Raw genomic sequence first — 23683 nt, 5'->3', positions numbered from 1 at the left:
AACACGGGATAACGAAACAATTTAAAATAGATAATTATAAGAACTTAACGTTAAAGGTGACCCCTATCTGACGCGGATCACCGTAACGAATATATTGCTTATCTGCCCAGTCAAGATCCGGCTCATTACCGAAATAGAAGCCACGGACGCCATATTGCTCATCAAACAGATTACGTCCCCACAGGTAAGCAGACCAAATATCCGCTTCGTAACCAAACTTTGCATTGAAGATTTGGTAAGCGTCAGATTTTGACTCATTACTATCAGAATAGTAAAAATCACTCTTACCGCTGGCATTTACATTGGCAAACCAACCGCTATCACTTCGATAAGTCGCACCTAAACTAAAGGTAAAGTTTGGTGAATGAGCCAATTCACGACCAGAAAGATCGACTATGGCGCCATACTTGTCTTCATATCCATAGTCGCCATAAGCGGTTTCTAACCAGCCTACGCTACCATACACTTGCAGGTTATCTGTTGCGTACCAATTACCATCCAGCTCGGCACCGTAATTATGTGAACTACCGGCATTTTCGGTAAATAGGATGAAGTTCCCCTCTTCACCTGGAACAGTAGATTGCTGCGAAGCTGCAACTTGTTGATCTTGTCTATCCATAAAGAAAACTGCCAAATTGGTATTCGCTGCGCCATCTAACCAAGTCGACTTAAGACCAATTTCATAGTTATATAGAATTTCTGTGTCGTATTCTTTTTTGTCTGCGAGCTCTATTGGGAGCGACATGTTAAAGCCACCCGCCTTATAACCACGAGCGACACGAATATAAGATTCATGCTCATCACTCAGCGCTTTGCTTAGTGCGATATGTCCGCCCCACATGGTTTCACTTGGAGAAAATGCATCACCTGCAGAGTCACTATAGTCGCTGTCTCTGCGCTCAACACGCATACCAACAGATAACGCATAATTTGCACCTAGATCAGAATCAAGCTGACCAAATAGTGCATAGTTTTTTGCTTGATATTCAGCAGTTAACTGGCTATAGCTATCAACAGTATCGTTGTCTTCTTGTAAATCCATACCATAAACACCCACTAGCCAGTCAGTGCTATCAGAGAAGATTCGACCTGCTTCTGTTGAAGACAATCTAAATTCTTGGGTAATGGTTTTTCTTTCGCCTTTCTTATCCCAGTTATATTCATATTCACAAGGGGAACCGTCACAATCACGGCTCTCCCAGTAATCTGGATTTGCCCAGTCACCATCGTAGTTATGGCGAGTATCTGATTGAGCGAATGAAGTTAATGAGGTTAACTGGAACTTTTCTGCACCAGTGTATGTAAATTTAAGTGATGAGCCGGTAGTTTTTTGCTTATCTTCGCCAGGAGCGTCAGTTAAGGTATCAAAACCATTATTATCAAGCGTCCAAACATCATAACCATTGTCATAATTGGCATGAAGCAAGGTGAGATCAATTTCTAGATCATCTGTCGCATACCAACGTAGTTTAGCGCGACCGGTAAATTCATCGCGATTATTAGTATCACTACGACCAAGATACAGGTTATCTCGGTAGCCATCTTGTTGATGTTGTTGTAGCGATACACGATAAAGTAATTTCCCCGAGTCCGTTACCGGACCAGAGCTAAAACCGCTAAAGGTTTGCAAGTTGTCATCACCAAATGACACTTCAGCGCCGTGTTCAAATACATCTGTTGGATCATTACTTTTAAGATAGATAAGGCCTGCTAATGCATTAGCACCATAACGCGTGCCTTGTGGACCACGTAACACTTCAACTTGTTGTAAGTCGTACATGCTTGAGGCCATACCAAGGCCAGAAAGATCAATATCATCAACCACAAACCCTACCGAAGAGTTAGGCGCGCCTTGATACTCTTCTTGTTCACCTACTCCGCGTATTTGAAAATATTTAGGACGCGAGCTACCGCCAGACCAGTTAAAGTTAGCAATGCTATTGAGTATATCTTCAAAATGCTGCGCGCCTTGATCTTCAATCTGTTGTTGATCAATAACGGTAACGCTTGAAGGCATTTTTTCTAATGCTGAGCCACGAAAATCTGAAGTGACAACCATGACTTCAATGCCATCATTTAAACTAGCATCGGTTTCGGCAAAAGCATTGGGAGAAGATACTGCTGCAATAACGGCAAGCGCAACAGGTGAGTAAGATTTAAAGTTTAACATAGGACCTCAAAGTAAAATTTTGAGATCCGGCAACATAAAGAAGCGATCGGGAAATGACATGTGGCCCATTCCTACGCCGGTATTAGCCGGATCAGGTTCAAAGGGTTTGTTTTACAACATCTCAGTACTAGTCTATAAATCAAACTTTTGATTGATAGACTTTAACACCCCTTGGCGAGCGCGATTATACATGAATTTTACAACTCAGTGACAGACTTCTTAATAAACCTGAACGACATGCATAAAAAAACGCCAGCTTAACTGACGTTTTTTTAACAAACATGTTCTGGTTATGGGTTACACACTTATTTACAGCGACCTAGTTAGAAAATGCTTTTCTAACATATAGTTCAAAGCGAGTGGCATTGGCATTAGGCGCTACTGCACTCACTTGTAATTGCTGCTTACCGTGTAACTTTACCGATTTCCAGCTTACGCCTTCATCATCAATGGTCATGCCATTTAAGTCATACCAAGTAAATTTGTACTGTACACGTAGGTCGGTTGACACTTGGCTAGCGATAGTACCTGTGCCACGTAAAAGGCCACCTTCTGGGCGAGCCATAATATTATTGACTTGAACTTCTTTACCGAAACTATTGTTATCTACGCGCACTTGGCCCTTTGAGTCAGCCATCACACCTGCGGTATGTGGTGCACAAGCAGTAAATACGCATGCCACTAATAATCCCAATAATACTTTTTTCATCTCAAGCCCCTTTGCTGCACAAGTTTGCTATTACTCAGTATAATTTAGCACTAAATTAATCGATCAAAAAGTGCGCTCTAGCCGTAGCAATCAAATGCTTACGATTTGTTTGCCAACAATTAATACTGACATTGGCCACTCTGCGTCCCTGACGAGTAATCTTACATTCTGCAAAACTGTCTTTATGATAACCAGCCCTTAAGTAGTCGATTGAAAAATCAACAACTTTGGGTACTTTAGTGGTTTGCATAAATACCATTAATTGCACAATTGCAGACATCTCCATAAAACCTGCAATCACTCCACCGTGTAAGGCGGGTAAGATAGGGTTACCTATATTGTCGTCTTTCGCGGGCAGTTTAAAGACGAGTTCATCACCAAAGCGTTCAACGCCCATACCAATAAACTTTGCATAGGGCACATGTTCTAAAAGGTGACCAAAATCATTCAGTTCAGTCGCTTTTTTAACTATGCCTTTAACATCAAGTTTAACGCCATCATCAACAGCACAAGGTTCACTGCTCATTATCGCTCCCCATCAATGCCTGCCTAAACTCTTCACCGACCATTTCTGGACTAATGCGCATGAATGAACCAACCGCGTGCGCAATAGGATCATCGATTGAATCTTGGTAAGCAATCGCACGGGTAAATGCAACACTTGACGATAACTTATAGCATTGCGCATATCCGTAAACAGGCTTATGTGGCTCTGCCGGCTTCATATAGTCAACACGTAGATCTAAGGTTGGTGAGATCTCAAGTAAACCAAACTTATCAAAAATAGAGCACACTACAGCACAACCACTAGCGGTATCCATTAAGGTAGTGATCACGCCACCATGAATTACGCCAGTATCAGGATAGCCAACAAGTTGCTTATCGTAAGGCAATTCCATCAAAACATGACTGCCACTACCTTCAAGTACCGCAAGCTTAAGCTTACGGCACTGAGTTAACTGCTCAACGAATCGACTTGCCATTTGGGTCAGCGTGTCTTTTTCATTGCCTGTATTCATGCACTTGGGCTCAACATACGTCCTAGTGGGTGTCCGCCCACTAAATGCATATGGATATGGAATACTTCCTGACCACCGTGCTTATTGCAATTCATAATCAAGCGGTAACCATCTTCAGCAATACCTGCTTCTTGTGCCAATTTAGCAGCAACTGACATCATACGCCCTAAGGCTTTTTCATCTGATGCTTTAATGTCATTAGCCGTTGGGATCAAATGATTAGGAATAATCAAAATATGGGTTGGTGCCTGAGGCGTGATATCTCTGAATGCGGTAACAAGCTCATCTTGGTACAAGATATCAGCTGGAATTTCACGTCTAATAATTTTACTGAATATGGTTTCTTCGGCCATTTTTCTGCCCTCAAAAGGAATTAACTAGTCCATAGTATACGCGAAATCATTCACAAGGCGATGCTCGAATATCAATACAAATCATTCCTTTGTTACTTAACAAACTGTACATAGAATAAACAGATGTATATACAATGTGGTTGACTTTCATTTGATTAACGCATTTAATAAATAAAAATTTGTTGGAATTTGATAATGCTTACTGAAAAAGAATCCGCACTACTGAATGCGGCAACAGAACTTGTACAAGAAAAAGGCATGATTGCACTTAATATGTCAGATGTGCATAAAAAAGCCGGCTACTCGCGAGCTGCACAGTATCAATCTTTCAGCGATAAAAATGCGCTACTTGCAGCACTGTGCATGCGAGAATTAGTGAATAACACTCAAGCTATCGAAGAAAAACGCTTTGAAGATTTAACAGGTGACTTTTCAGTAGTATTAAGACCTGTTGTATATCGTTACCTAAAGCTTTCAGACCGTTTAATGATTGATTCAGCATTTGGTCTAATGTTAACTCAAGTTCGCACGCTACCTGATGACGAGAGATTTAACTTCTTAAAAAGCGGCTTTGAATTTTTAAATCAAGAACGTGAAATGAACCGCTAAATACTAGCTGCAAGCTTAATTGCAGTTAACGTCGATGAACATAAAAAAAGAGTCATAACCATGACTCTTTTTTTATGTCTTTGCGTCGTTCAAAGGGAATGACCTCTTAGCGATTAACTGACTCTTTTTATGCCCATAAATCGATCAAGCTTAGGCTCTAGCACTTGCCCTCTTACTTTTAAAAACACTTTATAGCAATCAGAGCATACATAGCGACCAGATAGCGTATTTTTAGTCTCGTATTGATTACAGAAAGTACACAAACCAAAATTAGCCACTTTCTTTTGTTCCGTGGGCTTAACCACCGACTGAGTTATCGGTTTTGCCGGGATCGAATCAGCGATTAATACCAAGTGTTGACTGACTCCCAATACAAGTACCTTGAATAAATAGATTGAAGATGCAATGACTACTGACGCAATCATGGTCATAATGCTTAACTCAGAAGCACTGGTTTTAATAACAAAAACTAAGCCTGCAACACACATTATTACCGCTAAGCAGCTTAGGGCTTTATCAATTAGCGGCAATTGCTCTGCAAACTCTCTTTGGCTGATTTTCATTATCCAATCTCTTTGATCAGATATACCACACCGTCTTTCTCATAGACGTTTTTAACCTCATTTCCCTCACCCAATACAACGACTTTATTGCCAGTTTCTGTTACCGCGTTACCGGCAGCATCTAGCACAATCGCCATACCTAATGCCGTCAATAGAGGCGAATGATAAGCGTGATAATGACGGTGATGCTTTGGTACAACAATCACTTTTGCTTTTTTGTAGGGCTTTCTGACTTTTTGGCACTTAATACCACCAGCTCGTTCACAACCAACTGTTGCAGCTTGGGTAGAGAAAGAGCTCACAGCTAACAGGCTTACTGTGGTGCTAACAGTAAATAGGTTTGCAGATAACACGCTGCCAATTAATGTAAGTCCTGTAAGTATTTTAAATTTCATCTATTGCCTCTTACCTGTAAATCTAAGATGCAAAGAGTATAAAGCAAAACTACACACCTGTATAGCTTACTGACCAGTGAGTGTTGTGCGCAGCTTTACTTATAGTAAAATTTAGCCACAAAAAAGGCATCCTAGATGCCTTTAGTCGTCTTGATTGAACTAGCCTTGATCTATTCGCGCTTGCACACGTTCAATAGAATGAGCTTCTAACCAATACTTTTGTAACACAGGATTTTTTAACCCGGCTTGGGTATCTGCAAGGTTCCAAGCTCTTTTCCAAATGCCATCTGCAATCATATGCACAACAGCACTTTCGATTGCTTGCGCAACACATAAACTAACAGGTTCATTTGATGTATAACCTACTTCAGACTCGAGTAGCTCTTGAGCATCTATAAATTTAAATACCCCTGCAGTTAGCTCTTTCGACAAAACCGATTTAGTGGTTGTTACACTGCTCAATAATCGCCCAGTGCGAATATCAACAGCTCGAAGATTAACTGTAATGCTGTCAACCCGAAATTGACTTGAAGCACCAATACCTAAGTATCGAGCACCAGCGCCACCAGTACGAACATTGGTATCATAGGCAACAATCCCCCCCTCCATTAATATTTGTGCCGAATTGAGCTGACTTAAACTGGCTGCATCTCCTTTTAGGCCTGCACGAACAATCTTTCGCTCCGTTAGCAGATTTTGCAGCCCTTCACGCTCTACCGGAATAAACCAACTTGAGTCGTTGAGTGCTTGAGCCAAGAATGCTGTACCACTCTGAGGAACTGCCGTTGAAAAGTTACTCGATGGAATAGGCTTGTATTGACCTGTTTGATCACGAAAATCATAAACCGCTGCCACCATGCTACCTTGAGGATTAGGCAAACCGATTAAGTCATAATAGGTGTCACTTTTAGGCATCAAACTCGATGACGCCTCTATCTGTTCTAATTCACTGGTTGATGAACATGCACTCACAAAACACAAGATAAATAATGGGATTAGCTTTTTCATCGTTAGCCAGCTCCTGTGCTGCTATCTACAAGTCCACCGACTTCGATTATTGTTGTTTCACCAGTCAGAACATCTGTGATATGCACTAAAAGAGAGCCATCTTCATTAACGACTTGGATTTCAAAGTCATCGGTCTTTAAATAACCTTCCCCGCCATTAGCGGCATCATTAAAAAGCTGGCTCATTAATCGCGATTCCAGTGAACTTGCCAACCTCTCTAGCGCTGTAGGCGGCACGTAACTAGAGCCTCCAGTATGTTTATTTTGCGCAGAAGCATTAGATAGCAAGTACGAGCCGTTTAAGTAACTACCACCAAAATTGGGATTAACCGGTGTATAAATTAGCTGGGTAGCGTTAACACTCGTGCCAAAAACCAGAAGTGCCAATCCACTGGTCATTTTTGTCATTTTATTCATGGACATTCCTTGTTAAAACTCATCAGGCGCTAGATCTGGATCTAGAAATTGTGCCCAGCTAGCTTGCTTCTGATGTTGCTTCAATTTCTGATTGACATACTTAGCTGCCGACATCGCTTGCTCATCTATATTGCGACTCGCTGGCGAAACAACAGTGATGTAAATCGGTTTTCGGTTATGCAAAATACTGATCTTACTGCCACTACGAGCTGTTGCTTGCTCAACAACAGTTAAACCTGAATGGCGCGTAACACCACCTATATCACGATAATCAGCGACAAATTGGCGATAAAATCTATGGCCAAAGCGAGTCATGGCTCGACTAAGGATCAAGCCATCAATCAAGTCTGTTTCAACCTTTGGGGGGGTATCGCTGGTGCTGATTGCAGCAATAGACTGATTGACTGTTATCTCTTCAGCGTTTACCCATGAGCACAGCAACACTAAACATAAAGCCCAGCGGATCATTGAGTCACTTCATGTAAATTGGTTTGCGCCCAGGCAATGGCTTGGCCGCGACTTGATACACCGATCTTTCTAAATGCTCGGTAAAGGTGGGTTTTAATGGTGCTTTCACTGACAAAAAGCTTGTTAGCGATATCGATGTTAGTGCTGCCACTTCTCAGCACTTGTAATACTTCTCGCTCGCGAATAGTAAGGGTTTCAACGTCATCCGTTACAGCATCTTTGGCATTATTCGATTCAATTAAAGACTGCGGGATAATGACTTTACCTTTAACTATTTCGGCCATTCCTTCGCCAATTTGTTCAAGAGAAGCATCTGCATAGAATACGCCTGCAGTGACTGAAGCTTGCAATAAAAACCTTGCATCAACCTGCTGCGGGAAATGCAGAAACACTACGCGAGCGACATTACTGCCTTTTTCTATTCTACGTTGGATCTGATATGCGGTTTGTACGTCAACACTTGCCAAGTCAATCAAGATTATAGTGATCCGGCTTTCTAATAAATCACCATTAAAATGCTCCGGCGATACTCGATGTAACTTAACCAGAAACTCTTGAGGCCATCTCGTATTAAGTAGATCCGCAAAAAGATGCGAACGCGTGACAACGACCCAATGTGTAACTTTAAACATAACCTTACTCCGTGTACTTTTTATCACCATCCATGTGGCCATTAGTGTAATACATATCTGTTACACATATTCAACATATCTGTTGGTGAATTGTGCTTTTAAGATTTAATTTGAGGTGTAACCTTGGGTGATCTGCGCCGAGCGGCCTTGACCGTACTGAATAACCGATACCGCATGTCCAGTTCCATTTTGATAAATAGAGACATCGCTTTCATTACCAATTTGCAATACTGATGCACGGTTATCATTTCCCTGTTGTTCTAATTCCACACTAAGAAATGCGCCTTGCTGAGAAGAAATAAACACATTATTAAAACCGCTTTGCAGAATGTTAGCTTCTACTTCTGCGCCATTTTGATGAGCCAAAACATAATTAGTCCCACCAATTTGCTCAACGTTTGCCTGGGTTGAAAAACCACTTTGGTTTACAATCGCGGTATTTGACACGCCTTGCTGACTCACTCCGGCATTTAAATTACTGCCGTTTTGAACAATTGAAGCATGGTTGTCAAAACCATTTAGCTCATCGAGCTGACTCAAGTCCTGATCTGCATATAAAAAAGGAGAGGCAATAAATATTGCTACAAGAACGCTACTTTTAAGTGAGCTGGCACAAAACGGTTGTGCGACTCTGTTCGATGGGTAGTGATTCATTATTACTTATCAACCTTTCCGCTGACTAAATATAAAAGACGCGGTCATTATGTCGATAAAGCACATAGCCTTCATCAATCCAGAGTATTAAAGGCTATGCGTCATAATGATTATTTAACTGAGTAAAACTAGACTAAACTACTAGTTGTGCACCATAAGTGCTACAGCCAGTAGCTCACCAAAAACAAGATAAAACATTGTTTTATAGGCCATATAATTAGAGGTTGGCAATCAAGGTACGACTTTACATCTTTGAGACCTAGTACTAACGGTACCGTTACTAGTGGTTTATAACAGGCTAGCTAGAGAGATGATAACCAGTTTAATTTTGCCTCATATAAACCTTTGTTTTCGCTTGAAGATGAATAGCTAATAGCAAGATCCAACGCTTTTTTCGCTTTATAAGGCTTGCCAAGCTGAAGTTGCACTTTCGCTAAATCAAAATACGCTTTGTGGTAGTAATTAGTGTTTTCAAGAAATTTATTTAAATACACTTCTGCACTCTCAAAATCATTAATTGCCATTGCATCTTTTGCTTGTAAGTACCATATATATGGTCTTTGGTCATCATAGGCCAATAACTGTTGTTTAATTTGCCTTGCTTCCTGATCTCGGCCTTGTTTAGTTAACAAGACATGATAGTTACTCAGTAGGGTTACTTTTTCATCTGCCACCTGTAACCCGTATTGGTACAGAGCCTCAGCAAGCCTGTTATCGCTTAGCTGCCTAGATGCAACCGCAAGCATATTAATCACAGGTGCGTAATCAGGCGCCAGCTCTAGTGCTCTCTTTAATAGCAAGTGCGCGTATTCAAACTCACCTACCATCATTGAGTCAGCCGCTAGATTTCGATAGAACATGGCAAAAAACTCATCTTCATCAATCATTTTCCCTCCTCTGTCATAACGGTCTGGGAAATAATCAATAACGATACGATCTCTTTGCCATAAGTATGTGGTTTGCTCTTCACTTACTTCTTGAAAAAGAAAACTACGAACATGATCCGAAGTCATTGCGAACTTGCCTGAAACATCAAGTAATATCGGCATGGTATGCATGACTTGAAAATTGATTTGAATATCTAACTCTCTGGCTATCGCATAGGTCAGCATGGCAAGCGCCATACAATTGCCTCGGCCTAATGCTAAAGACTCGCTGGCAAAATAGTTTTCTCCCTCGAAGTCAAAGTTAACTAAGCGACTCTTTAAAAACTCGTAAGCTTGCTTTTGTTTAGGTAAAAGCGCGATATCTTCTCTAAGGGTAAATTGAGTAAGTTCGGCGATTTGCTCTGGTGATAATCGATACATTTCCTCAAGCTGAGGAACAACAAAACTTGTACTGTTATCGGTATGGCCTAAATCGGGCAACTGCGGTGTAGCAATAGGTTGAACGCTTAATTGACAGCCTTGGGTTAGCCCTAGAACCAATAATTGGCAACATAAAACAACAATCCTTCGCACAGCGCCACTCCTTGAATCATTCGCGGAAATAAACACATTAGCAACATTCCTCCAACAAGGCTATTTTACAAACTGAATAAGTTTTATGGCTTAAGTCGTGAGCTGCCTGCAAGTTTAACGCTCACCTCCTTGGGACTTTGCTAATCGCTTATACAACAGTGTTGCTTGAAATAGCTAACTCATTTTTAGATTTTCCCAGCATCAGGCTCAGTGAATTCAAGTCATTTAGCTTTATCCGGCTATAGGCTAAGCCAAAAACTTGTTAGAAATTGAGAGCGACATTTTTACTGTTTTAACGATTGAAGCGTAAAACTAAATTGCTGTGCAAATATTCAAGCTAGTCGGTAAGCTTAAATAACGTCCAATAGCTAATGTATAGGTACTGACGAAATATGGTCGAACAAAAATTTAACCTTTTTAGCTTCAGCGGCAAAATGAAAATTATGCATTTGAGTTGGGGCGCCTTTTTCATTACCTTCTTAGTTTGGTTTAATGCAGCGCCATTAATGAGTTTAATAGCAGCAAGCTTTAATTTAAGTCACGATCAGATCAAGACCCTGCTCATTTTAAATGTCGCATTAACCACCCCCGCTAGAATCATAGTCGGCATGCTAACAGATAGATTTGGTCCTAGAAAAGTGTATTCGCTGCTACTGGCAATATGTTCAATCCCCTGCTTTTTATTTGCGCTTGCAAGCTCTTTTGAACAACTGGCATTTGCCCGATTTTTACTGGGTTTTATTGGGGCAGGTTTTGTTATTGGGATCCGCATGATAAGTGAATGGTTCCCAGCAAAGGAGCTGGGGTTAGCACAGGGACTCTATGCTGGTTGGGGCAATTTTGGTTCTGCCGCCGCAGCCTTTAGCCTGCCAGTAATAGCACTAGTGTTTGGTGAAGAAAATGGTTGGCGCTATGCCATAGGTTTGACCGGCCTGCTCAGTCTGGCCTTTGCTTTCATCTATTACACGAATGTCAGTGACTCACCTAAAAATTCAACTTATTTTAAAGCCGCAAATTTTGGCGCTTTAGAAGTTACAAGTAAGCTGGATTTATGCCTCCTACTTATTATGAAACTCCCCATTTATGCTTCACTAGCATTACTCACTTGGAAGCTATCGCCTTCAGGCGTCGCAATGCTCACAAGTGGGGCAGCAAATTTAGTTTACCTACTGCTGTGTATTGTTATGTTCATCGATTCTTTGCATAGCATTAAGCTTAACAGGTCGGTATTTACAAAGACGTTTGCAGACCATGAGCGTTATGACTTTAAACAAGTCGCAGTGTTAAATGTGCTGTACTTTTCTACCTTCGGCTCCGAGCTTGCCGTTGTATCAATGCTCCCCTTATTTTTTGCACAAACCTTTGATTTAGGGATAGCTCAAGCCGGCTTGCTCGCTTCGTCATACGCTTTTATGAACTTAATGTCGCGGCCAGCTGGCGGCTGGTTGAGCGATAGATTTGGTCGAAAATCCATATTATTTATACTGACTAGTGGTCTAGCAATTAGTTACTTTGCTGTTGCTCAAATTGACAATAATTGGTCAATTACCAGTGCTATTCTAATGGTAATGCTGTGTTCCTTTTTCGTTCAAAGTGGTGAAGGTGCAGTGTTTGCAGTGGTACCGCTAATTAAGCGGCGGTTAACAGGTCAAATTGCCGGAATGACTGGTGCATATGGTAACGCAGGAGCTGTGTTTTTCTTAACGATTTACTCTATCACCACAGTAGAAATCTTTTTCTATGTTATCGCAGCCAGTGCAGTATTCAGTTTTATCGCACTGTTTTTCATGACTGAGCCCAAAGGTTATATCTCAGAAACCAATAAAAATGGTGAAGTCACACTTATTAAAGTAAGTTAGCTTTGAACATCACACTAGTGTAAAACGCCTAAGTTATCGTTGTGAAATACCAATTTAAAAACAAAAAAACCAGCTCAAGGCTGGTTTTTAGTGACTTAAATAAATTTAGTTATTTAAGCGTAGACTCTGCTGTACGACCATCATCATGACAGCTGTCACAAGTTGGCTTATCGCCTACGTTCATTTCGTGTGGCGCGTGACAGTCAGCACACATTAGCATGCCATCGTGTGGTTGGTGAACTGCGTCCATTTCAGCTAATGTACCGTGACAAGCTTGACACTGTTCAAATTCATACTCGCCGTCTGCAGATGGAGAACCGTCAGCGTGACACGCTTCACAACCGTCCATTTCAGCATGCATTTCAGCAAGTTCTTGACCTTCAGCAAAAGCAGAAGGAGATAGTGCTAACGCAGCGAATGCCGCGCCAAAGATTACGCTTAGTAGTTTATTGCTCACAATTGTATCCTCATTTGATGGCCGCATAGTGAAAACTTATATGTCAGGTTGTTTTCATCTTGCGATCAATATTTTTTAGCACGACTTAGATTAATTTAGCTAAGCATTATCTAATTCGCAACTAATTTAGCTGCAAGATCATATCATTGTGGTTTTAGGCAAAACGTGCGCTCAATCAAATTGTCTCGTGGAATATGCGCGTTTTCACTATTTATCACCTTGATTTTGAGCAATAAAAAAGCGGTTTGAGCTTTATCAACTCAAACCGCTTTGTTTAGCAATACGCAATATTAGCTAGCGCGTAACGCCGCAATACGCTTTTCTAGTGGTGGATGACTCATCATCAATTCCGCCATAGACTTCTTACCGTTAATACCAAGTGCAGACATAGATGCAGGCATTGCTCCTGTTTCAGGGCCTTGGCGTAATCTATCTAACGCAGCAATCATCTTCTCTTTACCCGCTAAACGTGCAGCACCTTCATCGGCTCTGTATTCACGAATACGTGAGAAGTAAGCAACAATAATTGAAGCTAAAATACCAAACAACATATCAAGAACGAAAACAACTGCCATGTATGCGAACATGCCTAAGCCTTCACCTTCTTCATCGTTGCTTGCAACGAAGTTATTGATGATACCAGCGACAACACGTGCAGCGAAAATAACGAAAGTGTTCACAACGCCTTGGATTAGGGTCAATGTCACCATGTCGCCGTTAGCTACATGGCTAACTTCGTGAGCAAGTACAGCTTCGATTTCATCTTGGTTCATGCCGTACAATAGGCCGCTACTTACCGCTACCAAAGAATTGTTCTTGCTTGGACCTGTTGCAAACGCATTTAGCTCTGGAGATTGATAAATTGCCACTTCTGGCATTTTAATCCCAGCTTGCTCAGCTTGACGTGCAACTGTTTCGACTAACCAGCGCTCAGTGTTATCACGTGGAGTGGTAATCACTTCACAGCCCATGGTCTTTTTAGCCATCCACTTTGAAATAGCTAAGCTGATAAACGCACCACCAAAACCAAAAATTGCTGCAAATACAAGCAATCCGCCCATGGTTGAGGTGTTTACACCTAGAATAGACATCACAATAGATGCCACAAGTAAGATCGCCATGTTAGTGGCAATCAATAAAAATATACGCTTCATTTAAGCTCCTGTTGGATACAAAGTACCTAATATGCACTCTTAAAGACATAATATGTCTGAAAATCGAGAATTCAAGGGGAGACAATTAAAATTATGTCCAGTCGCTTCAATAGTAGACGACTTCGCTCCACTTTATATCAGGCGCTCAGATTCTAGGGTGAGTTCATTAATCTAAGATTAAAATAATCACCGTAACCCTATAATTATGTCAGTTATTGATTAATCTTTTTTAACAATGAGATACGCTGAATTAACTGCTTACTTAGCAAGCAAGTATTTTAGCGCTTCACGCCAGCATAAAACCTTTAACGGCAAATGATTTAGCACTTATGCGCCGAGCCAATTCAGCAAACTAATGTGATAAACCATTTATCCGAACAACCTTAATTGTGCAAGTTATTGACTAACCTAAAACACTAAGATCTAGGTATTCAGCCGCTTTCTCTGCTGATGGCGCTGCAAGATAGGGGACATAACCAATCAATGGTGCCGTTATGTTTTCTTTTAGAAAAGCCAGATTCTCAGCTTGATTAGCCATCTCTGGATCAACTTGGTTTGCAACCCAACCAATAATATTCAAACCATCGGCCTTAATTGCTTCTGCAGTAAGTAATGCATGGTTTAAACAACCCAATTTCATACCGACCACAAGGATCACAGGTAGCTGCATTGATTGCACCACTTCAGATAAGAAATGCCCTTGGCCAAGCGGTAAACGCCAACCACCAGCGCCCTCAATCACACAAAAATCGGCACCAACATACTCCGCCATTTTAAGTTGTGCAGCAATACGGTTAGGAAGTAGCTCAACACCTTTCTCTGCCGCTGCAATATGCGGTGCAATGGCAGGTTCAAAAGCAAAAGGATTAATATCTTCATAAGGCAGCTTAATGGTCGAGGCTGCCATTAGCGCTAAGGCATCGCTATTACGCAAGCCATTTTCAGTTGTAGCGCAACCTGATGCAATTGGTTTAAAACCAAGAGTTTCACCTTTAGCAGCAGTTAATAAAGCTGATGAGATAAGCGTTTTACCACAGTCGGTATCTGTACCGGTTACAAAAAAAGTCATGTTCTCTCCAAGTCGCTCAGCTGCGATTAACGCTTTTTGCGCGCCTTAATAAAGCTAATATTATAAGTTAGGGAAAGGCCCTCTGGGGCTCGGCTCAACTCTGCCTTAGCTTGCAGTGCTTGCCAATCTTTACGTCCTCTCAGTGTGACTTGAGGCAACTTAGTGGCTTGCGCGGGCTTAACAATCGCAGCCCCTACCCCTTTGATTGACTGCAACATCGCTTTGAGATTAGAAAAATAAACATTAACCGCTTGAGTTTCGCACACTTCAATATGCCAAACATTAGTATCGAAACATGCCAACAAACTGCTTGGCGCTATAAACTGATTTATTTTAAAACCGAGATCACGCAGTTGATGCAAACTATCTTGCGCCACTATGCTTAAATTAATTTCCCCACCTACTGTTAATACCCGATTAGCTTCGCTAATTGCCTGCTCCAAATTGTCGCACCACTGTAGGGCTACATTAGAGTAGATCCCGTCAACGCTTGCTGATGCCAAAGGCAAGCTTTGTGCATCTCCACAAACGGCTAGGTATTCAGGAAAGTTAGTTGCTAATATTCGTAGCATGCCAGGCGCGATATCAAGACTGGTAACTAGCTTTAACCCCTCGAGGTGAATAAAGCTAGTGCCAGGACCTGCTCCAATATCTAACAGATGTTCACATGGCGACATTTGTGCAAGTAATCGTTTAGCAGTTTGCTGTTGCAACACATCATAGCTATGGTAGCGATCTGCAGCGGCAGAGAAACATGTCGCCACCTGCTGGCTTAGCCCAGTTGATCCTTTATTCACAGCATTGGATCCTAAAAAAGTTGTCTTTCATTCTTTTAATGATTAATCGTTATTTAAAATATCGGCTAACACATTAACTAACGCTGAAATATCTTGATGACAATGGTTAGTGTTTAGTGTCAATCTCAGCCTTGCGCTACCTTGCGGTACGGTTGGCGGCCTAATTGCTCCTAACCAAAACCCGTGTTCTTTTAGGCGCTGAGCCACTGCCATGGTTTTAGCGCTGTCGCCTAGAATGATCGGTTGTATCGCGGTTAACGAGCCGGTTAACTCAATATTGTTTTTCGCGCACTGAGCTCGAAAATAACTGATGTTGTCATTAAGTCTTTCTCTTAACTCTGGTTGTTTCTCTATTACCGTTAGCGCAGTAAAAACCGCAGCAGCACTTGCTGGTGACAAAGCCGTTGAGTAAATATAATGACGTGCATTGGCAACCAGAAAGTCAATTAACTCACGACTACCTAGAATCGCAGCCCCTTGACCACCAAGCGCTTTGCCAAATGTGACTAACTGCGCATCGACTTTTACCTCATCAGCAAGCCTAGTCACGCCAAAACCATCTTCACCAATGACACCGAAGCCATGGGCATCATCGACAATCAACCACGCATTGTTTTGCTGACAAAGTGCAGAAAGTTCAGCTAGCGGCGCGACATCACCATCCATGCTAAATACGCTTTCAGTGATCAGTGCTCTTGGATTAAAACGGTCAAAGTAAGACTTAGCGCTATCAACGTCATTGTGAGTAAAACGTTTAAGTGTCGCCCCACTGTCTTGAATACCATCGATGATAGATGCATGAATAAACTTATCGGCAACAACTACATCATGTGATTCAAACAAGGTTTTCATCAAGGCATTGTTAGCGCTGAAACCGGAACAAAATAGTAATGCAGCTTCATGGCCTGTGACATCGCAGAGTGCTTTTTCAAGCTTTACATGCGCCTCGGTATAACCAACAACAAGCGGTGAAGCTGTGCTGCCTACACCATAGTCTTTAGCACCTTGATGCAATGCATCAACGACCTCAACTGATGTTGATAAACCTAAATAATCATTACTACTGAAATTAACATAGGGTAATGCATCAACTTCAAAGTAATTTGACTGACTAGGATCCAGTACTAGGTTGGTACGTTTTCTCAATAAACCTTGCTCGTTAAGTGCTAAATTTCGGTTAACAATACGAGTTGTAAGGTTTTCTAGTGGTTGTGCTTGATTGGAACTTTCTGACATTGATTAGGCTCAATTTAAAAGCGTGTAGTGCTTATACCTCACTGTAAGTCTACGAGGTATAAGCGATTGCAATGGTTAGATTTTTACTATTTTAGCTATTGTTTTAATTAATCTTTATTTGTGCGCTTATTCATACCCTTGAAGTGCAACTAGAGCGCAGCAGCATCATAAAACGCTGATTGCTTCTTATCTTGCTGTGCAGCAGCTTTGGCAAGCATGGCTTGATCTTGCTCTTTAGTGGCTGCTACGCCTTGCTCTGGATGCAAGCCTAACTTTTTAAATAGCGCCATATCATCATTTTCTTCAGGATTTGGTGTCGTTAACAGCTTACAACCGTAGAAAATTGAGTTTGCACCGGCAAAGAAGCACATTGCTTGCAACTCTTCGGTCATGTTTTCACGACCAGCAGATAGACGAACTCGAGACTTAGGCATGGTAATACGTGCCACAGCGATTGTACGCACAAACTCTAATGGATCTAAGTCATCGAGCTTTTCAAATGGTGTACCTTCGACTTTTACCAACATATTAATTGGTACCGAATCAGGGTGTTGATCTAGGTTAGCAAGCTGCTGAATGAGTCCAGCACGATCTGTCGCTTTTTCCCCCATACCGACAATACCACCAGAGCATACTTTCATGCCTGATGCGCGCACGTTGCTTAGGGTATCTAAACGGCTTTGATAAGTACGAGTGGTGATCACATCGCCATAATATTCTGGCGAAGTATCTAAGTTATGGTTGTAATAATCTAAACCGGCCTCAGCAAGTGTATTAGCTTGATCAGCAGACAACATGCCTAAGGTCATACACGTTTCCATACCTAACGCTTTGACTTCTTCGACCATGGTCTTTAGGTACGGCATATCGCGTTCTTTCGGGTTACGCCACGCAGCGCCCATACAAAAACGTGAAGCGCCAGCAGCTTTGGCGCTGCGCGCCTCTGTTAATACTGTTTCCATCGCCATTAGGCGCTCTTTTTCAAGACCTGTGTCGTAACGAGCGCTTTGTGGGCAATACTTACAGTCTTCAGGGCAAGCACCGGTTTTAATCGATAATAATCGGCTGATTTGAACTTCATTTGGATCAAATTCTTGGCGGTGAATACTGTGCGCTTGAAATAAAAGATCGTTCATTGGCAAAGCAAAAAGCGCTTCAATCTCTTGACGTTTCCAATCATTTCTTAGCTGTACTTCAGACATTTGGTTCCCTTTTGCTCACTGATTTCAAATCACAAGACGTTATTATTGTTAATTGTTCTTATACTGATGAGTTAACGCTATAGCTAGAGCGGTCTTTAATATTAAGGTCATTTACTGCATCCGCTTTATATTGCAAATCCCCCCCCTTAGGTATTCGACTAAGTGACTAATCAATATAAACCTGTACTGGGTAACAAACTATTTAATATAAAAAACAAATAACTACAAATAAATGACTAGTTAATTACCACTATATTTTTCTTGCTTAGCATACCTGCAAGCCGTAACCTGTCAATGTCATACGAATTAAAAGGTTTACTAACGGTTAATTTATGAGCAGAGATAATCAATCTACGACAAACAGTATCGACCTTCAATTTGATAAAGATCATTTGTGGCATCCTTATACGTCAATGACCAATGCACTGCCCGCTTACGGTGTGGTTGCGGCTGAAGGTGTTGAGTTACAATTGCAAGACGGTAGCAAGTTAGTCGATGGTACGAGTTCCTGGTGGGCTTGTATACATGGTTATAGTCACCCCAAAATCGTTGCGGCTATGCAGCAACAAACCGCGCAACTGAGCCATGTAATGTTTGGCGGAATAACTCATCGACCAGCAATTGAGCTAGCTCGTTTACTTGTAGAACTAACCAGCCCTAAATTGACCAAGGTTTTTTTAGCCGATTCTGGTTCCATTTCTGTTGAAGTTGCCATGAAAATGGCGCTGCAGTATTGGCAAGGTAGAGCTAAGCCATACAAACAAAAAATCCTCACAATCAAGAACGGTTACCATGGCGACACTTTTGCAGCCATGAGTGTTTGTGATCCAGAAGGCGGTATGCATACCATGTTTGGCGAATTGGTTACCAAACAGTTGTTTGCCCCCGCACCACGCTCTCGTTTCGGTGAAGAGTTTGATCCGCAGGAACTTACCGAAATAGCCCAATTATTTGAAGATAGTCATCAACAAATTGCAGCAGTGCTGGTTGAGCCCATCATGCAGGGTGCTGGCGGTATGCGTTTTTACCACCCAGATTACCTAGCTGCGCTGCGAAAATTGTGCGACAAATATAATGTACTACTTATATTAGATGAGATAGCTACCGGGTTTGGCCGCACAGGCAAGCTTTTTGCCTATGAACATAGTGATATTGAAGCCGATATCCTTTGTTTAGGTAAGGCACTGACTGGTGGTTATATTTCTTTGGCCGCAACCATATGCAGTGACGAGGTCGCACAAGGAGTGAGTGACTCACCTGCGGGCGTATTTATGCACGGCCCTACTTTTATGGGTAACCCATTAGCTTGCGCAGCAGCAGTTGCGAGCCTTGAACTCATCAAAGAAAATCATTGGCAACAACAAATCTCAGCCATCGAAGCTCAATTAAAAATGGAGTTAGCAGAAGCTGCTGATTATTCGAATGTTGTAGATGTCAGAGTTTTAGGTGGCGTCGGTGTACTAGAAATGTCTAGTACCCTTAATACCGCAGAGCTTCAGCAGCAATTTGTAGATCTAGGTGTGTGGATTAGACCTTTCTCTAACCTTATCTATATTATGCCGCCTTACTGCATTAGTTCGACGGACTTAAGCAAGCTAACCAATGCAATGAAAGCTGTTGCAAAACAGTCTAGTTTACCTAATGCGTCAGGCGACTTTATCAGTCACGGTTAGTGTCAGCGCTTTCGTTTTTGTCGGCAAATTAGCCTCAAAATAGTGGCATATATGCTTTTGTGCCACTTCGCTACACTTAAACGCATATATTGGTGTGGTTCTTGTTATCTTAGCTCGACAACTCACTTTACTTGACAACTTTGATGTTTAGCCATTGTTGCTTGTTTAATTAGTGGCTTTAATGCTTAGAGTAATAATCAGCAACTCTCTCAATCTGAAGCTCAGAGATTTTAGGGAAGTCCCGTCGCTTGGCATATTTTTGGTAAGCGTCAGTAAAAGCTGTGGTTTGTGTAAGATTATCAAATTCAGCCATCAAATGCTTACCAGTGTTGTATTCACGCAAACAGCATCGACTATAACGTGTAATAACATCTGCAAGACTAAGGTCTTGACTCATTAATTGATAATCGACTTCAACAAAAAACGCCGCACCAGACCAATAAACTCGCTTATACGCCCTTCTCTGCCACATATTATCCGCCACATCAGCAAGTCGACCAGGATGCTTTTCTGTTTGATTGGCGCCACGAATGAAACCATCGCGCATACGCTCAATAAACGACTGACGATTAATGATCTGACTTTTAAGCATCGTCACATATTGCATATAAGTTGCAAATCCCTCTGTAAGCCAAAAGGAGGGATAATCTAAATATGGCAGATATAAATGCGATAGCTCATGGTACAAAGTCCAATCTTCTATAAAATCGTCTAATGTCGCGAAAGCATCAACGGTCAGCTTCACTTTAATGGGTTTGCTGCGGTTCACTTCAGCAAAAGGGACCGGTTCGCGGGCATTTCGCTGCTGTATCACTTCTATTTCGATACGCTTTTGTGGCAGCGGACCTAACGTCTTGCTCACAGCATTCACACCATAGTTGAGCCATTGCCTCACTTTTACTTTTTCGGACTCCGGAACATTGGTGTCAATAATGTCAATCTCAGCTGCCATACATTGGAAAGAAAACAAGCCAAATAACACGATACACAAGCGCACTATAATTGAAAAAAAACCATTGCCTATGTAATCGACAAAGAGAATAGGTATAGAGTTAGGCGCAAAGCAGCTCTTAACGCTAGACATTTGCTCAATCGTTCCTTGGCTCACTAAAGTCTGCATCAAATGCCCTCAATTAAATTCGCCTGCGCGTTATGTCGACCCCTACTGCCTCTGCCCACACAGGATCTATGGGATAAAATGTATTTGTTGAGAATAGAAGCATCATTACATGAGATACGTTGAACACCTGGAAAACGATTAACAATCACTAAAGACACCACTCAAAGTACTATATGCATACAAGCCTGCCTTAGCTAATTCAGGTTAACGACGGGAAAGCCATTCATTGAGCAAACATAGCTATACATACTTGCGTTTGCTTGTGTCCTTTTAGATTAAATTTGACTAAACTAGCTTCAGCTTCGCGCAATCGTATGCCCATTTATTCTATGTCGATAAAAAATTCAGCGAAAAAAGCCACATGCTAGGTTCCTCAAGCCTTTGCAAACGGATTTTTGAGCTTAGTTTTGGCTATAAAATGTGATTTTTTTATGATATTTCGTTTAATTTAGCCCTGAATGATAAAAATGAATAAAATAAATTGAAAAGTATTGCTATACTTGCGCGGAATTTTAGAACGTAACTCCAATAGAGTAGAAAAATGACTGATTTATCAAAGTACAGAAACATTGGTATCTTTGCTCACGTTGACGCGGGTAAGACTACTACAACTGAGCGTATCCTAAAGCTAACCGGTAAGATCCATAAGTCTGGTGAAACTCATGACGGCGAATCTACAACTGACTTCATGGAACAGGAAGCTGAGCGTGGTATTACCATTCAGTCTGCTGCTGTTAGTTGTTTTTGGAACGATCACCGTTTCAACGTTATTGACACCCCTGGCCACGTTGACTTTACAGTAGAAGTTTACCGTTCTCTTAAAGTTCTTGACGGTGGTATCGGTGTATTCTGTGGTTCTGGTGGTGTTGAACCACAATCAGAAACTAACTGGCGCTATGCTAACGATTCTCGCGTTGCTCGTATCATCTTCGTAAACAAGTTAGACCGTATGGGTGCTGACTTCCTACGTGTTGTTAAGCAAACTAAAGACGTTCTAGCTGCTAACGCACTAGTAATGGTTCTACCAATCGGTATCGAAGACGAATTCAGTGGTGTTGTTGACCTACTTTCTCGTAAAGCTTGGGTTTGGGATGAGACTGGCGAAGCGGAAAACTACCGCATCGAAGACATTCCAGCTGACATGGTTGACCAAGTTGAAGAATACCGTGAAATGCTAATCGAAACTGCTCTTGAGCAAGACGATGATCTATTAGAAGCATACATGGAAGGCGAAGAGCCATCTATCGAAGACATCAAGCGTTGTATCCGTAAGGGTACTCGTACTATGGACTTCTTCCCAACATACTGTGGTTCTGCATTCAAGAACAAAGGTATGCAGCTTCTTCTTGACGCAGTTGTTGATTACCTACCAGATCCAGTAGAAGTTGATCCACAGCCTCTAACTGACGAAGAAGGTAACGAAACTGGTGAGCACGCTCTAGTATCTGTAGACGAGCCACTAAAAGCACTAGCATTCAAGATTATGGATGACCGTTTCGGTGCACTAACATTCGTACGTATCTACTCAGGTCAGCTACGTAAAGGCGACACGATTCTTAACAGTGCAACTGGTAAGACTGAACGTATCGGCCGTATGTGTGAAATGCAAGCTGACGAGCGTAACGAACTTGATTACGCACAAGCTGGTGACATCATCGCGATCGTTGGTATGAAGAACGTACAAACTGGTCACACTTTATGTGATGTTAAGCACCCTTGTACTCTTGAAGCAATGGTATTCCCAGAGCCAGTAATCTCTATCGCAGTAGCACCAAAAGATAAAGGTGGTTCTGAGAAGATGGGTGTTGCTATCGGTAAGATGATCGCTGAAGATCCATCATTCCGCGTAGAAACTGACGAAGACTCAGGTGAAACTATTCTTAAAGGTATGGGTGAGCTTCACCTAGACATTAAGGTAGACATCCTTAAGCGTACTTACGGCGTTGAGCTAATTGTAGGTGAGCCACAAGTTGCTTACCGTGAAACTATCACTCGCGAAATCGCTGATAGCTACACTCACAAGAAGCAGTCTGGTGGTTCTGGTCAGTTCGGTAAGATCGACTACGTTATCCGTCCAGGCGAAGCAAACACTGGCTTCACGTTCAAGTCTTCAGTAGTTGGTGGTAACGTTCCTAAGGAATTCTGGCCAGCAGTTGAGAAAGGCTTCGAAAGCATGATGAAGACTGGTACTGTTGCAGGCTTCCCAGTGCTAGACGTTGAACTAGAACTAACTGACGGTGCTTTCCACGCAGTTGACTCGTCAGCTATCGCGTTCGAAATCGCTGCTAAAGGCGCATTCCGTCAATCTATGCCAAAAGCTGGTGCAGAACTTCTTGAGCCAATCATGAACGTTGACGTATTCAGCCCAGATGACAACGTTGGTGACGTAATTGGTGACCTTAACCGTCGTCGTGGTATGATCAAAGACCAAAACGCTGGTGTTACTGGTGTTCGTATTAAGGCTGACGTACCGCTTTCAGAAATGTTCGGTTACATCGGTTCACTACGTACTATGACTTCTGGTCGTGGCCAATTCTCTATGGAATTCGCTCACTACGCACAGTGTCCAAACAGCGTTTCTGAGAAAGTTATCGCTCAAGTTAAAGAAAGAAAAGCTGCTGAAGCTAAGAAGTAACTATTAATTTAGTTATGACTCTTTA

24 protein-coding genes and 1 riboswitch are annotated in these 23683 nt (G+C 41.8%); of the genes, 4 read left to right on the top strand and 20 right to left on the bottom strand.

Going from position 1 to position 23683, the window contains the following annotated elements:
• Positions 1-34: 34 nt before the first annotated feature.
• The 5 genes from MSG37_RS17490 to hinT all read right to left on the bottom strand — a co-directional run bounded on the left by MSG37_RS17490 (position 35) and on the right by hinT (position 4251).
• Positions 35-2170 (bottom strand): TonB-dependent receptor, encoded by a 2136-nt coding sequence (locus tag MSG37_RS17490; RefSeq protein ID WP_248471959.1) that lies wholly within the window; start codon positions 2168-2170, stop codon positions 35-37.
• Between the two features lie 51 nt (positions 2171-2221).
• A riboswitch (TPP riboswitch) is annotated at positions 2222-2352 on the bottom strand.
• Positions 2353-2489: 137 nt separating this feature from the next.
• Complete coding sequence (locus MSG37_RS17485) at positions 2490-2879, bottom strand: YcfL family protein (protein ID WP_248471958.1); 390 nt, start codon at positions 2877-2879, stop codon at positions 2490-2492.
• Between the two features lie 55 nt (positions 2880-2934).
• A complete protein-coding gene (locus MSG37_RS17480) occupies positions 2935-3405 on the bottom strand; it encodes a PaaI family thioesterase (protein ID WP_248471957.1) in 471 nt (156 codons plus the stop codon).
• Positions 3395-3898 (bottom strand): PaaI family thioesterase, encoded by a 504-nt coding sequence (locus MSG37_RS17475; protein WP_248471956.1) that lies wholly within the window; start codon positions 3896-3898, stop codon positions 3395-3397. Before MSG37_RS17475 ends, MSG37_RS17480 begins: the two co-directional genes overlap by 11 nt.
• The gene (gene hinT / locus MSG37_RS17470) at positions 3895-4251 is read right to left on the bottom strand and encodes a purine nucleoside phosphoramidase (protein WP_248471955.1); all 357 of its coding nucleotides are present in this window, start codon (positions 4249-4251) and stop codon (positions 3895-3897) included. The genes MSG37_RS17475 and hinT overlap by 4 nt, the downstream gene beginning before the upstream one ends.
• Before the next feature lie 195 nt (positions 4252-4446).
• On the opposite strand from hinT, the gene MSG37_RS17465 reads away from it, so the two are divergent.
• The gene (locus MSG37_RS17465) at positions 4447-4860 is read left to right on the top strand and encodes a TetR/AcrR family transcriptional regulator (RefSeq protein ID WP_248471954.1); all 414 of its coding nucleotides are present in this window, start codon (positions 4447-4449) and stop codon (positions 4858-4860) included.
• A gap of 113 nt (positions 4861-4973) precedes the next feature.
• Here MSG37_RS17465 and MSG37_RS17460 read toward each other — a convergent pair whose 3' ends face one another.
• From MSG37_RS17460 to MSG37_RS17425, 8 genes are all read right to left on the bottom strand, one after another.
• Complete coding sequence (locus MSG37_RS17460; protein WP_248471953.1) at positions 4974-5423, bottom strand: hypothetical protein; 450 nt, start codon at positions 5421-5423, stop codon at positions 4974-4976.
• Entirely contained in the window at positions 5423-5818 is a 396-nt protein-coding gene (locus tag MSG37_RS17455; protein WP_248471952.1) for a hypothetical protein, read from the bottom strand. Before MSG37_RS17455 ends, MSG37_RS17460 begins: the two co-directional genes overlap by 1 nt.
• Positions 5819-5977: 159 nt before the next feature.
• Positions 5978-6826, bottom strand: a complete 849-nt coding sequence (locus MSG37_RS17450) for a CsgG/HfaB family protein (protein ID WP_248471951.1) — start codon at positions 6824-6826, stop codon at positions 5978-5980.
• Positions 6827-6828: 2 nt separating this feature from the next.
• Positions 6829-7242, bottom strand: coding sequence for a curli assembly protein CsgF (locus tag MSG37_RS17445; protein ID WP_248471950.1), 414 nt, complete (start codon positions 7240-7242; stop codon positions 6829-6831).
• 12 nt (positions 7243-7254) lie between these two features.
• Complete coding sequence (locus tag MSG37_RS17440; protein WP_248471949.1) at positions 7255-7710, bottom strand: curli production assembly/transport protein CsgE; 456 nt, start codon at positions 7708-7710, stop codon at positions 7255-7257.
• On the bottom strand, positions 7707-8342 hold the full coding sequence (locus MSG37_RS17435; protein WP_248471948.1) for a LuxR C-terminal-related transcriptional regulator: 636 nt from the start codon (positions 8340-8342) through the stop codon (positions 7707-7709). Before MSG37_RS17435 ends, MSG37_RS17440 begins: the two co-directional genes overlap by 4 nt.
• A 105-nt stretch (positions 8343-8447) precedes the next feature.
• Positions 8448-8996, bottom strand: coding sequence for a curlin (locus MSG37_RS17430; protein ID WP_248471947.1), 549 nt, complete (start codon positions 8994-8996; stop codon positions 8448-8450).
• A gap of 302 nt (positions 8997-9298) precedes the next feature.
• Positions 9299-10456, bottom strand: a complete 1158-nt coding sequence (locus MSG37_RS17425) for a hypothetical protein (protein WP_248471946.1) — start codon at positions 10454-10456, stop codon at positions 9299-9301.
• Positions 10457-10848: 392 nt separating this feature from the next.
• On the opposite strand from MSG37_RS17425, the gene MSG37_RS17420 reads away from it, so the two are divergent.
• Positions 10849-12315: a NarK family nitrate/nitrite MFS transporter gene (locus MSG37_RS17420; RefSeq protein ID WP_248471945.1), complete on the top strand. Its 1467-nt coding sequence runs from the start codon at positions 10849-10851 to the stop codon at positions 12313-12315.
• Between the two features lie 109 nt (positions 12316-12424).
• Here MSG37_RS17420 and MSG37_RS17415 read toward each other — a convergent pair whose 3' ends face one another.
• From MSG37_RS17415 to bioB, 6 genes are all read right to left on the bottom strand, one after another.
• A complete protein-coding gene (locus MSG37_RS17415) occupies positions 12425-12772 on the bottom strand; it encodes a cytochrome c3 family protein (RefSeq protein WP_248471944.1) in 348 nt (115 codons plus the stop codon).
• A 290-nt stretch (positions 12773-13062) separates the two neighbouring features.
• Complete coding sequence (htpX, locus tag MSG37_RS17410; RefSeq protein WP_248471942.1) at positions 13063-13926, bottom strand: protease HtpX; 864 nt, start codon at positions 13924-13926, stop codon at positions 13063-13065.
• A gap of 403 nt (positions 13927-14329) precedes the next feature.
• Entirely contained in the window at positions 14330-14995 is a 666-nt protein-coding gene (bioD, locus tag MSG37_RS17405) for a dethiobiotin synthase (RefSeq protein WP_248471941.1), read from the bottom strand.
• A gap of 26 nt (positions 14996-15021) precedes the next feature.
• Positions 15022-15792: a methyltransferase domain-containing protein gene (locus MSG37_RS17400; protein WP_248471940.1), complete on the bottom strand. Its 771-nt coding sequence runs from the start codon at positions 15790-15792 to the stop codon at positions 15022-15024.
• 42 nt (positions 15793-15834) lie between these two features.
• A complete protein-coding gene (locus tag MSG37_RS17395; RefSeq protein WP_248471939.1) occupies positions 15835-17028 on the bottom strand; it encodes an 8-amino-7-oxononanoate synthase in 1194 nt (397 codons plus the stop codon).
• A 149-nt stretch (positions 17029-17177) separates the two neighbouring features.
• Positions 17178-18230 carry a biotin synthase BioB gene (bioB, locus tag MSG37_RS17390; protein WP_248471937.1) on the bottom strand — a complete coding sequence of 351 codons (1053 nt, stop codon included), beginning with the start codon at positions 18228-18230 and terminating at the stop codon, positions 17178-17180.
• A gap of 332 nt (positions 18231-18562) precedes the next feature.
• On the opposite strand from bioB, the gene bioA reads away from it, so the two are divergent.
• Positions 18563-19903, top strand: a complete 1341-nt coding sequence (bioA, locus tag MSG37_RS17385; RefSeq protein ID WP_248471936.1) for an adenosylmethionine--8-amino-7-oxononanoate transaminase — start codon at positions 18563-18565, stop codon at positions 19901-19903.
• Positions 19904-20081: 178 nt separating this feature from the next.
• Here bioA and MSG37_RS17380 read toward each other — a convergent pair whose 3' ends face one another.
• A complete protein-coding gene (locus MSG37_RS17380) occupies positions 20082-21023 on the bottom strand; it encodes a hypothetical protein (RefSeq protein WP_248471935.1) in 942 nt (313 codons plus the stop codon).
• A gap of 541 nt (positions 21024-21564) precedes the next feature.
• On the opposite strand from MSG37_RS17380, the gene fusA reads away from it, so the two are divergent.
• Positions 21565-23658, top strand: a complete 2094-nt coding sequence (gene fusA / locus MSG37_RS17375) for an elongation factor G (protein WP_248471934.1) — start codon at positions 21565-21567, stop codon at positions 23656-23658.
• The last annotated feature ends 25 nt before the right edge of the window (positions 23659-23683 follow it).

It is taken from the genome of Shewanella sp. 1CM18E (genome assembly GCF_023161665.1).
GTDB lineage: Bacteria > Pseudomonadota > Gammaproteobacteria > Enterobacterales > Shewanellaceae > Shewanella.
This window is presented reverse-complemented; position numbering and strand designations above follow the sequence as displayed.

What these genes read in the sequence shown, in the direction of transcription:
- MSG37_RS17490 (WP_248471959.1), bottom strand. Translation starts at nt 2,170, where the DNA reads ATGTTAAACTTTAAATCTTACTCACCTGTTGCGCTTGCCGTTATTGCA.
- MSG37_RS17485 (WP_248471958.1), bottom strand. Translation starts at nt 2,879, where the DNA reads ATGAAAAAAGTATTATTGGGATTATTAGTGGCATGCGTATTTACTGCT.
- MSG37_RS17480 (WP_248471957.1), bottom strand. Translation starts at nt 3,405, where the DNA reads ATGAGCAGTGAACCTTGTGCTGTTGATGATGGCGTTAAACTTGATGTT.
- MSG37_RS17475 (WP_248471956.1), bottom strand. Translation starts at nt 3,898, where the DNA reads ATGAATACAGGCAATGAAAAAGACACGCTGACCCAAATGGCAAGTCGA.
- hinT (WP_248471955.1), bottom strand. Translation starts at nt 4,251, where the DNA reads ATGGCCGAAGAAACCATATTCAGTAAAATTATTAGACGTGAAATTCCA.
- MSG37_RS17465 (WP_248471954.1), top strand. Translation starts at nt 4,447, where the DNA reads ATGCTTACTGAAAAAGAATCCGCACTACTGAATGCGGCAACAGAACTT.
- MSG37_RS17460 (WP_248471953.1), bottom strand. Translation starts at nt 5,423, where the DNA reads ATGAAAATCAGCCAAAGAGAGTTTGCAGAGCAATTGCCGCTAATTGAT.
- MSG37_RS17455 (WP_248471952.1), bottom strand. Translation starts at nt 5,818, where the DNA reads ATGAAATTTAAAATACTTACAGGACTTACATTAATTGGCAGCGTGTTA.
- MSG37_RS17450 (WP_248471951.1), bottom strand. Translation starts at nt 6,826, where the DNA reads ATGAAAAAGCTAATCCCATTATTTATCTTGTGTTTTGTGAGTGCATGT.
- MSG37_RS17445 (WP_248471950.1), bottom strand. Translation starts at nt 7,242, where the DNA reads ATGAATAAAATGACAAAAATGACCAGTGGATTGGCACTTCTGGTTTTT.
- MSG37_RS17440 (WP_248471949.1), bottom strand. Translation starts at nt 7,710, where the DNA reads ATGATCCGCTGGGCTTTATGTTTAGTGTTGCTGTGCTCATGGGTAAAC.
- MSG37_RS17435 (WP_248471948.1), bottom strand. Translation starts at nt 8,342, where the DNA reads ATGTTTAAAGTTACACATTGGGTCGTTGTCACGCGTTCGCATCTTTTT.
- MSG37_RS17430 (WP_248471947.1), bottom strand. Translation starts at nt 8,996, where the DNA reads ATGAATCACTACCCATCGAACAGAGTCGCACAACCGTTTTGTGCCAGC.
- MSG37_RS17420 (WP_248471945.1), top strand. Translation starts at nt 10,849, where the DNA reads ATGGTCGAACAAAAATTTAACCTTTTTAGCTTCAGCGGCAAAATGAAA.
- htpX (WP_248471942.1), bottom strand. Translation starts at nt 13,926, where the DNA reads ATGAAGCGTATATTTTTATTGATTGCCACTAACATGGCGATCTTACTT.
- bioD (WP_248471941.1), bottom strand. Translation starts at nt 14,995, where the DNA reads ATGACTTTTTTTGTAACCGGTACAGATACCGACTGTGGTAAAACGCTT.
- MSG37_RS17395 (WP_248471939.1), bottom strand. Translation starts at nt 17,028, where the DNA reads ATGTCAGAAAGTTCCAATCAAGCACAACCACTAGAAAACCTTACAACT.
- bioB (WP_248471937.1), bottom strand. Translation starts at nt 18,230, where the DNA reads ATGTCTGAAGTACAGCTAAGAAATGATTGGAAACGTCAAGAGATTGAA.
- bioA (WP_248471936.1), top strand. Translation starts at nt 18,563, where the DNA reads ATGAGCAGAGATAATCAATCTACGACAAACAGTATCGACCTTCAATTT.
- MSG37_RS17380 (WP_248471935.1), bottom strand. Translation starts at nt 21,023, where the DNA reads ATGCAGACTTTAGTGAGCCAAGGAACGATTGAGCAAATGTCTAGCGTT.
- fusA (WP_248471934.1), top strand. Translation starts at nt 21,565, where the DNA reads ATGACTGATTTATCAAAGTACAGAAACATTGGTATCTTTGCTCACGTT.